At 72.0% G+C, this 12,196-nt stretch carries 12 protein-coding genes; 4 read left to right on the top strand and 8 right to left on the bottom strand.

Going from position 1 to position 12,196, the window contains the following annotated elements; genetic code table 11:
- Positions 1–2 precede the first annotated feature (2 nt).
- The gene (locus AC3RJ7_RS11950) at positions 3–302 is read left to right on the top strand and encodes a protealysin inhibitor emfourin (RefSeq protein WP_491456049.1); all 300 of its coding nucleotides are present in this window, start codon (positions 3–5) and stop codon (positions 300–302) included.
- On the opposite strand, the gene AC3RJ7_RS11945 is transcribed toward AC3RJ7_RS11950, so the two are convergent.
- The 6 genes from AC3RJ7_RS11945 to AC3RJ7_RS11920 form a co-directional block, all read right to left on the bottom strand.
- Entirely contained in the window at positions 214–897 is a 684-nt protein-coding gene (locus AC3RJ7_RS11945) for a lysoplasmalogenase (protein ID WP_491456048.1), read from the bottom strand. The two genes, AC3RJ7_RS11950 and AC3RJ7_RS11945, sit on opposite strands and share 89 nt — an antisense overlap.
- 74 nt (positions 898–971) lie before the next feature.
- Positions 972–1,343, bottom strand: coding sequence for an FKBP-type peptidyl-prolyl cis-trans isomerase (locus AC3RJ7_RS11940; RefSeq protein WP_491427918.1), 372 nt, complete (start codon positions 1,341–1,343; stop codon positions 972–974).
- A gap of 230 nt (positions 1,344–1,573) precedes the next feature.
- Positions 1,574–1,993, bottom strand: coding sequence for a DUF779 domain-containing protein (locus tag AC3RJ7_RS11935; protein WP_491456047.1), 420 nt, complete (start codon positions 1,991–1,993; stop codon positions 1,574–1,576).
- 13 nt (positions 1,994–2,006) lie between these two features.
- Positions 2,007–3,530, bottom strand: a complete 1,524-nt coding sequence (gene exaC / locus AC3RJ7_RS11930) for an acetaldehyde dehydrogenase ExaC (RefSeq protein ID WP_491456046.1) — start codon at positions 3,528–3,530, stop codon at positions 2,007–2,009.
- Between the two features lie 174 nt (positions 3,531–3,704).
- Positions 3,705–4,991, bottom strand: coding sequence for a GAF domain-containing protein (locus AC3RJ7_RS11925; protein ID WP_491456045.1), 1,287 nt, complete (start codon positions 4,989–4,991; stop codon positions 3,705–3,707).
- Positions 4,992–5,060: 69 nt separating this feature from the next.
- Positions 5,061–6,218 carry a PrsW family intramembrane metalloprotease gene (locus tag AC3RJ7_RS11920; RefSeq protein WP_491456044.1) on the bottom strand — a complete coding sequence of 386 codons (1,158 nt, stop codon included), beginning with the start codon at positions 6,216–6,218 and terminating at the stop codon, positions 5,061–5,063.
- Positions 6,219–6,565: 347 nt separating this feature from the next.
- Between AC3RJ7_RS11920 and AC3RJ7_RS11915 the strand changes: the two genes are divergently transcribed.
- Positions 6,566–7,003, top strand: a complete 438-nt coding sequence (locus tag AC3RJ7_RS11915) for a hypothetical protein (RefSeq protein ID WP_491456043.1) — start codon at positions 6,566–6,568, stop codon at positions 7,001–7,003.
- A gap of 321 nt (positions 7,004–7,324) precedes the next feature.
- On the opposite strand, the gene AC3RJ7_RS11910 is transcribed toward AC3RJ7_RS11915, so the two are convergent.
- Positions 7,325–8,746 carry an FAD-binding oxidoreductase gene (locus AC3RJ7_RS11910; protein ID WP_491456042.1) on the bottom strand — a complete coding sequence of 474 codons (1,422 nt, stop codon included), beginning with the start codon at positions 8,744–8,746 and terminating at the stop codon, positions 7,325–7,327.
- A gap of 76 nt (positions 8,747–8,822) precedes the next feature.
- Between AC3RJ7_RS11910 and AC3RJ7_RS11905 the strand changes: the two genes are divergently transcribed.
- Together AC3RJ7_RS11905 and AC3RJ7_RS11900 are read left to right on the top strand one after the other, a co-directional pair.
- The gene (locus tag AC3RJ7_RS11905) at positions 8,823–10,361 is read left to right on the top strand and encodes an AlkA N-terminal domain-containing protein (protein WP_491456041.1); all 1,539 of its coding nucleotides are present in this window, start codon (positions 8,823–8,825) and stop codon (positions 10,359–10,361) included.
- Between the two features lie 31 nt (positions 10,362–10,392).
- Positions 10,393–11,064: a FadR/GntR family transcriptional regulator gene (locus AC3RJ7_RS11900; RefSeq protein WP_491456040.1), complete on the top strand. Its 672-nt coding sequence runs from the start codon at positions 10,393–10,395 to the stop codon at positions 11,062–11,064.
- Between the two features lie 61 nt (positions 11,065–11,125).
- Here AC3RJ7_RS11900 and AC3RJ7_RS11895 read toward each other — a convergent pair whose 3' ends face one another.
- The gene (locus AC3RJ7_RS11895) at positions 11,126–12,115 is read right to left on the bottom strand and encodes an ABC transporter substrate-binding protein (RefSeq protein WP_491456039.1); all 990 of its coding nucleotides are present in this window, start codon (positions 12,113–12,115) and stop codon (positions 11,126–11,128) included.
- Positions 12,116–12,196: the final 81 nt, after the last annotated feature.

The raw sequence follows: 12,196 nt of genomic DNA, 5'->3' as shown, positions 1-12,196 counted from the left end.
CGATGGAGGTCATCGTGCAGCGCACCGGGGGTCTGGCCGGCCTCCGCATCACGTGGCGCGTCGAGGTCGACGATCAACCCGACCCCGAGGCCTGGGTCGTGCTCCTCGATGAGCTGCCGTGGCGCGAGGTGCCGCCGGCTCCCCCCGAGCCCGATCGCTACGTCTACCGCATCGAGTGCGATCCGCACGAGGCGCTGCTCGCCGAGCGGCAGGTCACCGGCCCGTGGCGAGAACTGGTCGATCGGGTGCGCGAGACGGTGCCCCCGCGCCGCGAACCGCCCGCAGCACCCCGAACGCGATGAGCCCCTGTGCGGCGAGGTAGGTCGACATCACGGCGAAGTCGTGCGCCGCGAACTCGTACCCGGGCAGGAACCGGCCCATCGCGAGCACCGAGTCGGACACGACGAACAGCGCGCCGCCGAGTGCGATCCAGCCGCCGTGCAGCGACGCTCCCACGGCCATCGTGCCGATGACGAGCGCATAGGCGATCACCGGCACCGAGAGGGCGCCCGCGCCGGGCAGGAGGATGGCGAGCATCGCGACGACCCACAGCGGGTAGACGATCGTCCATGCCGGCGGGCGGCGTCGCGTACGAGGCATCCGCAGGAAGAGCACGATGTACGCGACGTGCGCCGCCAGGAACGAGGCGAGGCCCGCCACGAACCAGAGATCGCCCGGGAAGGTCAGCAGCACGTCGCCGCCCCACGACAGCCCGATGCCCGCGAGCAGCAGCGCCGGCATGGGCGCACCGGAGCGCCGCGAGACGATCACCACGGCGAGCGCCAGCAGCGGCATCAGGAGCGCCTTCGTCGCCGTCACGCTCCAGGCCGGTCCGGCGTACTGGAGCACGAGGTGCGCGATCGAGACGACGAGGTAGGGGGCGAAGGCCGGCAGCACGCTCGAATCGTAGCCGAACGACGACGAAGGCCGGCGGGCGTTCGCCCACCGGCCTTCGTCGTCGGCCTCGGAACTCAGCTGACGCCGAGCAGGTCGATCACGAAGATCAGGGTCTTGCCGGACAGCGGGTGACCGCCGCCCGCCGGGCCGTAGGCCTTGTGCGGCGGCACGATGAGCTGGCGACGGCCGCCCACCTTCATGCCGGGGATGCCCTCCTTCCAGCCCGTGATGAGGGCGGAGAGGGGGAAGTTGATCGACTGGCCGCGACCCCACGAGGAGTCGAACTCCTCACCGGAGTCGAACTCGACGCCGAGGTAGTGCACGTCGACCGTCGAGCCGGGCTGGGCCTCGGGGCCGTCGCCCACGACGATGTCCTCGATCACGAGCTCGACGGGCGCGGGACCCTCGGGAGCGTCGATTTCGGGCTTGCTGTTCGTATCGGTCATGCCTCAATCAAAACGGATCCGGCGTGCCCGTGTCCATCGCGGACGGATGTCCACCGGGGTCTTGCGCTACTGGCGAACACCATGCACGCTGGAACCCTAAGAGATCCGTCGCCCCGTAGAGATGTCGGCAGTGCCACACCACAGGGCGGCGGATTTCTCCGTCCCGGCGGCACGTCGGCCGGGCCGTCGGGCGACGACGGAGCAGGCGGTTCCGCCGCCCTGCGGTGACCTCATTCCCGCATCAGGCGAGACCTGATGAGGAAGCGAACGCCCTCGGGCGCCTCGATCGAGAACCCGCTTCCGCGGCCCGGGACGACGTCGACGGTGAGGTGCGTGTGCCGCCAGTAGGCGAACTGCTCCGCCGACATCCAGAAGCCGACGAGGCGCGCCGACCCCGAGGCATCCGCGCCGATCTCGAGCTCGCCGAGCAGCACGTCGGCCTCGCTCGTGAGGAACTCGCCCGCGGGGTAGCACATCGGCGAACTGCCGTCGCAGCATCCGCCCGACTGGTGGAACATGAGCGGGCCGTGGGCCGCCCAGAGCCGGTCGACGAGCGCCGCCGCCGCGGGTGAGAGTTCCACCCGCGGCGACGACTCCCCCGCGATCACGACCCGGCCGACGACGCCGGCGGCGTATCGTTCGAGCGACATCGCGGACCGCCGATCAGAAGAACCCGAGCGGGTTCTCGCTGTAGCTGACGAGCAGGTTCTTCGTCTGCTGGTAGTGGTCGAGCGCGAGCTTGTTGTTCTCGCGGCCGATGCCCGACGACTTGTACCCGCCGAACGCGGCGCCCGCGGGGTACGCGTGGTAGTTGTTCACCCAGACGCGTCCGGCCTGGATGTCTCGACCTGCGCGGTACGCCTCGTTGCCGTTGCGGCTCCAGACGCCGGCGCCGAGGCCGTAGAGGGTGTCGTTCGCGATCGAGATCGCGTCGTCGTAGTCGGCGAAGCTCGTGACGGCGACCACCGGGCCGAAGATCTCCTCCTGGAACAGGCGCATGCGGTTCTGCCCCTCGAAGATGGTCGGCTGCACGTAGTAGCCGTCGCTGAGGTCGCCGCCGAGGTCGGCCCGCTCGCCGCCGAGCAGCAGCTTCGCGCCCTCCTGCTTGCCGATGTCGATGTAGCTCAGGATTTTCTCGAGCTGGTCGTTCGACGCCTGCGCGCCGACCTGGGTCTCGGTGTCGAGCGGGTTGCCCTGCTTCGCCAGCTTCGTGCGCTCGATCGCGTCGTCGAGGAAGGTGTCGTAGATCGACTTCTGGATGAGCGAACGACTCGGGCACGTGCACACCTCGCCCTGGTTGAATGCGAACAGGCTGAAGCCCTCGAGCGCCTTGTCGTAGAACGAGTCGCGCCGGTCGGCGACCGACTCGAAGACGATGTTGGGGCTCTTGCCGCCGAGCTCGACCGTCGAGGGGATGATGTTGTTCGACGCGTATTGGAGGATGAGCCGGCCCGTCGTCGTCTCGCCCGTGAACGCGATCTTGCGGATGCGGTTCGACGAGGCGAGCGGCTTGCCGGCCTCGACGCCGAAGCCGTTCACGACGTTGAGCACGCCGGCGGGCAGCAGGTCGGCGATGAGCTCGACGAGCACGAGGATCGAGGTCGGGGTCTGCTCGGCGGGCTTCAGCACGACCGCGTTGCCCGCGGCGAGCGCGGGAGCGAGCTTCCATACGGCCATGAGCAGCGGGAAGTTCCAGGGGATGATCTGCCCGACGACGCCGAGCGGTTCCTGGAAGTGGTACGCGACGGTGTCGTCGTCGAGCTGGGTGAAGCTGCCCTCCTGCGCACGGATGAGGCTCGCGAAGTAGCGGAAGTGGTCGCTCGCGAGCGGCAGGTCGGCGTTGAGCGGCTCGCGGATGGACTTGCCGTTGTCCCAGGTCTCGGCGACCGCGAGCAGCTCGCGGTGCTCGTCGATGCGGTCGGCGATGGCGTTGAGGATGCCCGCGCGGTGCGCGGCGCTCGTGCGGCCCCACGCGGGTGCCGCCCTGTGCGCCGCGTCGAGCGCGGCGTCGATGTCGGCGGCGGTCCCCCGCGCGACTTCGGTGAACGGCTTGCCGTTCACCGGCGAGATGTTCTCGAAGTAGGCGCCGCCCGCGGGCTTCACCCACTCGCCGCCGATGAAGTGCTCGTAGCGCGGCTTGAACTCGATGAGCGCGCCGGGGGTGCCGGGCGCGGCGTACACGGTCATCGTGTCTCCTTGACGTCGTTGTCGGATGCCCCGGTGCGGGACGACGTCACGCTACGTCGGCGCGGGTTGCAACCCGGTTGCCCGAACGTTGCACCGGCATTGCAACGGCTCTCGCGCACGGCATCGATCGCCCGACGCCGTACCGCCCACCGGCGGGCCGGCAGGAGTCGACCGTCAGCCGAGTTCGGCGTCGAGGCGCTCGAGATGCGCGACGACCGACGCGCGGCGCGGCGATCGAGGCGGAAGGAGCCGGAGCGCGGCGCGCCAGAGGTCGACGTCGTCGCGCCCCTCCTCGCGTTCGGCGTAGTCGAGGATGAGCTCGGGCGACCCATCCGCGATGAGCGATTCGCGAAGACGGCTCGCCACCTCGTCGCGGATCTCGACGATTCCGGGCGCCGTCGAGTCGGGCAGCAGCGGCCCTCGATACGCCTCGAGCGCACGCCGCCGCGCGCCCCGCCGGAGGTGGCCGAGCACTTCGTGCGCGTCGAGCGCGAGCGGCCAGGCGAGCCGGTAGGGCCGGGATGCGATCGCCGGCTCGCCCGCGACGTCGAGGACGCGCCGGAGCCGCACGAGTTCGGCACGGAGGGTCGCGGTGGCGGCCGATTCGCCGTAGACGAGCGCGGCGAGCCGCTCTGCCGTGAGACCGCGCGGGTTCCAGGCGAGGAGCACGAGGATCTCGGCGTGGCGGAGCCCGAGCTCGCGCCCGCCGAGGCGCGGGCGCTGCAGCCCGAGCGCGTCGAGGGCGCACCGCGGCGGATCGACCGTCCGGATCCTCGACCGGCGGAGTGTGGAGCGAACGGTCGACTCGAGCTGTGCGAGCTTGAGCTCGGCCTCCACCGCGGCGACGGTGGCCGTGACGAGCGCGAGCGTGTGCGGAGCCACCGCGTGGTCGGTGCCGGTGATGTCGATGACTCCGAGCACCGCGCCCGTCTGCGGGTCGTGGACCGGAGCTGCGGTGCAGCTCCACGGGTGCACGATGCGGTTGAAGTGCTCCGCGCCGCGGATCTGCACCCCGCGGTCGAGTTCGATGGCGGTTCCCGGCGCGTTCGTGCCGACCCGGGACTCCGACCAGTCGGCGCCCGCGACGAAGAGCATGTCCTCGGCCCGGTGCCGCAGCGCGGGGTCGCCCTCGACCCACAGCAGTCGTCCGTGCTCGTCGCCGACGGCGACGACCAGGCCGGCCTCGCCCGCGTCGTCGACGAGCAGCCGCCGGATCACGGGCATCACCGGGGCGAGCACGTGAGCCTCGCGGTACGCCCGGAATCCGTCTTCGTCGAGCTCGATGGTCGGGAGCGCGTGGACCGGATCGATCGCTCCGCGGAGCGCTCGCTCCCACGAGGCACGGACGACGGGGCGGAGCGTCGGCGGCACCGAGCCGGAGGCGAGGGCCTCCTCCTGCGCGCGCAGGAGTCGATCACGCAGGGCGTCGAGCTCCTGCGGAGGTCGCTGCGGCACGGGCATGCCGTCTCCGATCGCATCGTCGCGGATGCCGACATCATATCCGGCGCACCCTGCTGGCATCGCCCGCGATCAGCGCATGAGCGCCGCACGCTCGGACACGATCGCGGCGAGCAGCGCCTGCTCGTCGGCGACCGACTTCGCGCCGCCCACCCCGGACAGGACCCGCTGCCGGGCGAACGCGAGATGCGTGGCGTCGGTGATGAGCCGCCGCATGCCGGCCGCACGGGGAGGATGCTGCGCCCGCGCCCACGCCTTCGCCTGGCGACGGCCGGCGGGCGTCGCGAACAGGTCGACCTCACCCGGGCTGAACCAGCCCGCTGCGGCGTACTCGCGGAGCCGCTGCCGCGTCGTGCGGACCTCCGCCCGACGCAGCAGGACGGCGATCGCGATGGCCGCGACGAAGATCGGCACCTGCACCGTCAGGTAGAGGCCGACGATGTCGCCGCCGAAGGCGAGCGAACCGTTCCAGAGCGCGTGCAGGGCGATGGCGCCGAGGAGCCCGAGCAGGAACCAGCCGATCACACCGCCCGCACCCGCCCCGCGCCGGGCGGCGATGCCGATCGCGAGTCCGGTGCACGCGGTGAACAGCACGTGCGCGAACGGCGAGAAGATGCCCCGGACGACGAACGTCGCCCCGAGCGACTCGGCGCCGCCCTCGATGAGCGCGGACCCGAAGTAGATGATGTTCTCGGTGAAGGCGAAGCCCGCGGCGACCGTCGCGGCGTAGACGAGCCCGTCGACCGGTCCGTCGAAGTGCCACCTCGCGAAGGCGTAGACGAGCAGCACGCCGAGGCCCTTCGCGACCTCCTCGACGACGGGTGCCTGCACGACCGCGGCGAAGGCCTCGTCGGCACCGCCGCCCGGCACCGCGAAGGCGACGGCCAACTGGACGCCGAGGTCCACGACGAGCGCGATCGCCACCGAGACCGCGGCACCCCAGAGGAACGCGAACCAGAGTGCACCGGGAGGCTCGGGCTCCCAGCGGTCGACCCACCGGATCACGAGCAGCACCCCTGCGAGCGGGACGAGCGCGAGGAGCGACCCGATGACGAGCGTCGACGCGCCGAGTGCGATCGCGAGGTATGCGACGACGAGGAGCGCGGCGAACCCGCCGACGACGATGCCGATGACGGCGAAGACCGTGCCGCCGCTGCGCGCGCGGACGGGCGCCGCCCAGGCGGGCGCGACGGCGCGTCGGGGCGCGGGGCCGGGGACGATGTGGCTCACCGCGGCAGCCTACCGAACGGTCGCGACGCGCCGCGCGCGGAAGCCCAGGGAAGGTGAATGCCGTGCGCGCGCAGGTCGCGTCCGGCCGAGTCGCCCGCTCACGGCCGGTCCGCTCCATGCACTGCGCTCGGCGAAGCTGTGAGCGCATACATGTTGGGCGACCATACTCGGCAGATGAAGAACAACCAGCCCGAGCCGGTCGAGGATGCAGTCACCGCTGCCGCGGAGACGACGACTCCACGAGACGCCCATTTCTGGGCTCACCTCGCCGCCCATCCGGCGGCCCCGAACCGATGGGCGCAGGCGACCCGAGCCGCTTGGACGCGATACGGAACGCCGGTGTCCTCGTGAGCGCCTCCGAGAGCCTCGCGCTCTCGCACATCCTCGTGACGGAACTGCCGGTGACGCTCGGAACCGTCGAGGCGCCGGCCCGGTACGACGTCGCCGCGGTGTTCACCAGACGCCCGACGACGAACGAACTGCGGTTGCTCGCGGCACCGGCCGTCGAAGCGAAGCTGGTCGAGAGGGGATACCCGACGGTGTCGCTTCGCGCGGCCGACCGGCGGCTCATCGTCGAGGGCACGAGCCTGACGGAACTCAAGAACGGTCTCGGCCCGCTGATCGGGACGATCCTCAGTGACATCAGCACGGAGGCCGCTGAGGAGCAAGGGCTGCGCGACGCGGAGGCTGCGAGCCTCTATCGGGAGGAAGCCGCCCGGGCCGCCGCCGTCGTTCGCGCCGCCGAGCAGGTCGACTTCCACCCCCACGCATCGCAGTACCACTGAACAGGCGATCACCATGCCGAAGCATCGGAAGACCCCAGAAGGCACTCGCTCCGACCGGCGCCGGGAAACCGACGGCGGCGCGAGGGACGCCGAGCAGGTCACCGGACCTGAAACGCCTCCGGCGGATGCGGCGGCCGAGCGTCGCGAGCAGCGGTGGCGAACCGCGCACGACGGGCACTGGCACAACGCCGGATACAGCGACGAGACGATTCGCCGTCAGAACGAAGGACGATGACCTCCGAGAGGGGCATACCTCGCTCGACCCAGGCGCCGCCTCGATCGGGTTCGCCGGATTCGCTCAACGCCTGAGCGTGGTCCGGCTCATGCCTGCACCTCGCGCGCCGTGGGCGCGGGCCCGGGCGCCTCGAACATGACCCCCGGGTTCAGGATGCCGGTCGGGTCGAAGACCGACTTCACCGCACGTTGGAGTTCGAAGACGTCGTCGCCGAGCTCCTCGGCGAGCCAGCGCCGCTTCAGCACGCCGACGCCGTGCTCCCCCGTGAGCGTGCCGCCGAGCGCGACGGCCGCCCGGAACATCTCATCGGCCGCCTCCCAGATGTGCTCGGGGACGTCGTCGCCGGTGAAGACGAAGTTCGGGTGCAGGTTGCCGTCGCCGGCATGCGCGATCGTCGGGATCTCGACGCCGCGGCGCGCACCGATCTCCTCGATGATGCGGAACATCTCGGGGAGCTTCGAACGCGGCACCGCGACGTCCTCGATCAGGACCTGCCCGCTGGCGGCGAGCGCCGGGTGCATCGCCCGCCGGATGTCGAGCAGTCGCTCGCCGGTCGCCCGGTCGTTCGAGAGGGTGACCCGGCCGCCCGCGGCGGCGAAGAGCTCGGCGATGCTCGCGGCCTCGGCCGCCGCCGAGCCGTCGTCGGCCTGCGCGATGAGGAAGGTCTCGCCCGGCGCGGTCGTCGCGAGCGGCGTGCCGGCGAGCGCCTCGTCGCCGAGGTAGGCGGCGACCCTGGCGACCACGCCCGCATCCATGAGCTCGAGCACGGCGGGGCGGACGCGGGCGGCGGTGACGGCGGCGCACGCGCCTGCGGCCGACTCGACGTCGGCGAAGGCCGCGGCGACCGTCACCGGGAGCCCGGCCGTCACGGGTCGCACGCGCACGGTGGCCTCGACGATGACGCCGAGCGTGCCCTCCGAGCCCGTGAACAGGGCGGTGAGGTCGTACCCGGTCACCCCCTTCACCGTGCGATGACCGACTCGTACGAGGCGACCGTCGGCCAGGACGACGGCGAGGCCGAGGACGGCCTCGCGGGTGACGCCGTACTTCGCGCAGAGCAGGCCCCCCGCGTTCGTCGCGATGTTGCCGCCGATCGACGAGATCGCCCGGCTGGCCGGATCCGGGGCGAACCACAGGCCCAGCGGAGCGAGCGCATCGTTGAGGTCGCCGTTGATGACGCCGGGCTCGACGACCGCGAGCTCGTCGGCCTCGGAGATCTCGAGGATGCGGTTCATGCGCGACAGGTCGAGCACGATCGCGCCGGGGCTCGCGATGGCGCCGCCCGCGAGGCCGGTGCCCGCGCCGCGCACGACGACGGGCGTCGAGGTCGCGTGCGCGATCCGCATGACCGACCGGACGTCGTCGACCGACGTCGCGCGCACGACCGCGAGCGGCGGACGGTCGCTGCGCCAGCCGGAACGGTCCTCCCGCGTGGCCTCGAGAGCGACGGGATCGACGGTGACGGCGGCGCCGAGGGCGTCGTTGAGCTGGGCGAGAACGTGCGGCACCCCTCCACCCTAGCCACGCGGCGGTTGCGTCCGATTTCCGCCAGTCGGTGTCGGCTGACCGTGCGAGTCTTGGAGCATGACGATCTCCGCCACGCGCCCTGCCCGCCCGGCCGACCCGCTCGACGACCCGGTCTTCGCCGAGCGGTACCGCGCCATGCAGGCGCGCGACACGCGGTTCGACGGCCAGTTCATCACCGGCGTCCACTCGACCGGCATCTACTGCCGGCCGAGCTGCCCCGCGGTGGCGCCGAAGCCGGGCAACGTCAGCTTCTACCTGACCGCCGCGGCCGCGCACGACGCCGGGCTGCGGGCGTGCAAACGCTGCCTGCCCGACGCCGTCCCCGGCTCGCCCGAGTGGGACCTGCGCGACGACCTCGCCGCCCGCGCCATGCGGCTCATCGCGGACGGCGTCGTCGAGCGCGAGGGGGTGCCGGGCCTCGCCGCGCACCTGGGCTACACCCCGCGCCACCTGACCCGCGTCGTCACAGCCGAACTCGGCGTCGGCCCGCTCGCGCTCGCACGGGCGCACCGAGCGCAGACCGCGAGGACCCTGCTGACCTCGACCGACCTGCCGGCGGCCGACGTGGCCTTCGCCGCGGGCTTCGGCAGTGTGCGGCAGTTCAACGACACCATCCGCGAGGTGTACGAGCGCACGCCTCGCGAGCTGCGACTGACCGCGCGGGCGACCGACCGGCGCGAGCCGACCGGCGACGGGCTCGTGCGCCTCCGGCTGCCCGCGCGACCGCCCTTCGACGCCGCGGGCGTGTTCGACTGGCTCGCCGCACGATCGGTCGACGGCGTCGAGGTCGCGACGGAGCGCGGGTTCGCGCGCACGCTGCGGTTGCCCGCCGGGCCCGCCGTCATCTCCCTCGAGCCGAGCGGCGACGAACGCTCGCCGGCGATCGAGGTCGAGGCGCTGCTCGCCTCGCTCACCGACCTCTCGCCGCTCGTCGCCCGGGTTCGGCGACTGTTCGACCTCGACGCCGATGCCGTCGCCATCGACGCGGCGCTCGCCGCCGACCCGGTGCTCGCGCGTTCGGTCGCGACGCACCCCGGGGTGCGCGTGCCCGGGTGCCTCGACCCCCACGAGCTCGTCTTCCGCGCCCTCATCGGGCAGCAGATCTCGGTCAAGGCGGCGCGCACGACCCTCTCGAGGCTCGCCGCCGAGCTCGGCGAGCCGCTGGCACCGAGCGACCGGCCGGGCCCCGCCGGCGGCGAGGAGCTGCTCCGGCTCTTCCCGACGGCGGCGGCGATCGCCGGGCACGGCGCCGACGTGCTGCGCGGGCCGGCGAGCCGCATCCGCACGATCCTCGACGTCGCGGCGCGGCTGGACTCGGGCCGACTCGTCGTGTCCACCGATCGCGACCGCGACGAGCTCTACCGCGACCTCATCGCGATCCCGGGCATCGGCCGCTGGACGGCGGGCTACGTCGCGATGCGCGTCACCCGGGCGCCCGACGTGCTCCTCACGAGCGACCTCGCCCTGCGGGCGGGCGCCGAGCGACTCGGCCTGCCCGGCACCGCGGCAGAGCTCGACGCGATCGGCGCCGACTGGGCACCGTGGCGCAGTTACGCCTCGATGCACCTGTGGCGCGCCGCCGCCGCAGAGATCTGATGTCTCGGAGGCGACGCGCTACGATTCGGGCATGGCCGTCACCGACGAAGCGATCCTGCGCATCAAAGAGATGATCATCACGGGCGAACTCGCCCCCGGCGATCGCCTTCCGCCCGAGAAGGAACTGAGCGAGCGACTCGGCCTCTCCCGCTCCTCGCTGCGCGAAGCCGTCAAGGCCCTCGAGGTGATCCGGGTGCTCGACGTTCGCCGCGGCGACGGCACCTACGTCACGAGCCTCGAACCGCGTCTGCTGCTCGAGGCGATGTCGTTCGTGGTCGACCTGCACGACGACCAGTCGGTGCTCGAGATCTTCGCCGTCCGGCGCATCCTCGAGCCGGCCGCGGCCTCGCTCGCGGCGCGCAACGCGACCGAGCCCGATCTCGAGCGCCTGCGCGAATCGGTGGCCGGCGTCGACCACGCCGCCGACGTCGAAGGGCTCGTGGCGCACGATCTCGAGTTCCACCGCGGCATCGCAGACGCCGGCGGCAACGGCTACCTCGCGAGCCTCATCGACTCGCTCTCGAGCCACACGGTGCGCGCACGCATCTGGCGCGGCATCACCCAGGAGAGCGCGGTCGAGCGCACGCTGCAGGAGCACCACGCCATCCTCGACGCGATCGCCGCGGGCGACGCCGAGCTCGCCTCCGCACTGACCGTCGTGCACGTGTCGGGCGTCGAGCAGTGGCTGCGCTCGGCGCTCTGACCTCCGGGACGACGAAGGGGCGCCGGCCGAAGCCGGCGCCCCCGAGGCATCCCTCAGCGCGTCACTCGTAGAGGACGGCCTGGATCTCCTCGTCGTCGATGTTCGTCGAGTCGTACCAGTAGAACCCGGTGTCGATCGTCGTCGGCAGCTCCTCGCCGTCGATCGCCTCGACGGCGGCCTTCACCGTCTCGTAGCCGATGCCGATCGGGTTCTGGGTGATCGCACCGAGCATGAGCCCGTCGCGGATGGCGTCCATCTGCGCCTTGCCCGAGTCGAAGCCGACGACCGCGAGCGTCGCCGGGTCGATGCCGAGCTCCTTCACGGCCTGCACGACGCCGATCGCCGAGCCCTCGTTCGAGCCGTAGATGCCCTTGAGGTCGGGGTGCGCGGCGATGATCGCCTTCGCGAGGTCGGCCGACTTCGCCTGGTCGCCGCCGCCGTACTGGATGTCGACGATCTCGATGCCGGGCTCGTTCTCCTCCATGTACGAGACGAAGCCGTCGCGACGCTGCTGGCCGGTGACGGAGGTCTGGTCGTGCACGACGAGGGCGACCTTGCCCTCGTGGTCGATCGCGTCGGCCAGGTGCTCGGCGGCCTCGGCCGCGGCCGCCAGGTTGTCGGTCGCGGCGGTCGTCAGCGGGATGTCGCTCTCCACGCCCGAGTCGAACGCGATGACCGGGATGTTCGAGTCCTTCGCCTGCTGCAGCAGGGGCCCGGCGGCCTGGCTGTCGAGCGCGGCGAAGCCGATCGCGGCGGGGCTCTTGTCGAGGGCCGTCTGCAGCATCTGGATCTGCTGGTCGACGTCGGCCTCGGTGTCGGGTCCCTCGAAGGTGATCTCGACGTCGAACTCCTCGGCCGCCTGCTCGGCGCCCGTCTTCACGGCCTGCCAGAACTGGTGCTGGAAGCCCTTCGAGACGAGTGCGACGTACGGCTTCTCGCCGCTGCCGCTATCGCCCGAGGCCGAGTCGCCGCCCTCGCTCGCGCAGCCGGCGAGGATCAGGGCCGCGGCGACGGCGCCGACGACGGCGCCCATGGCGCGCTTGTTGAACATGCTCACTCCTTGGTGTCGGTGATACGGGTGGAACTGGTTCGGTCGGGTTCGGTTGGGGTGCGCCCGAGCGACGGGGGCGGA

Source organism: Agromyces solani, from assembly GCF_058349925.1.
This window is presented reverse-complemented; position numbering and strand designations above follow the sequence as displayed.

What these genes read in the sequence shown, in the direction of transcription:
- AC3RJ7_RS11940 (WP_491427918.1), bottom strand. Translation starts at nt 1,343, where the DNA reads ATGACCGATACGAACAGCAAGCCCGAAATCGACGCTCCCGAGGGTCCC.
- AC3RJ7_RS11925 (WP_491456045.1), bottom strand. Translation starts at nt 4,991, where the DNA reads ATGCCCGTGCCGCAGCGACCTCCGCAGGAGCTCGACGCCCTGCGTGAT.
- exaC (WP_491456046.1), bottom strand. Translation starts at nt 3,530, where the DNA reads ATGACCGTGTACGCCGCGCCCGGCACCCCCGGCGCGCTCATCGAGTTC.
- AC3RJ7_RS11905 (WP_491456041.1), top strand. Translation starts at nt 8,823, where the DNA reads ATGACGATCTCCGCCACGCGCCCTGCCCGCCCGGCCGACCCGCTCGAC.
- AC3RJ7_RS11895 (WP_491456039.1), bottom strand. Translation starts at nt 12,115, where the DNA reads ATGTTCAACAAGCGCGCCATGGGCGCCGTCGTCGGCGCCGTCGCCGCG.
- AC3RJ7_RS11900 (WP_491456040.1), top strand. Translation starts at nt 10,393, where the DNA reads ATGGCCGTCACCGACGAAGCGATCCTGCGCATCAAAGAGATGATCATC.
- AC3RJ7_RS11950 (WP_491456049.1), top strand. Translation starts at nt 3, where the DNA reads ATGGAGGTCATCGTGCAGCGCACCGGGGGTCTGGCCGGCCTCCGCATC.
- AC3RJ7_RS11935 (WP_491456047.1), bottom strand. Translation starts at nt 1,993, where the DNA reads ATGTCGCTCGAACGATACGCCGCCGGCGTCGTCGGCCGGGTCGTGATC.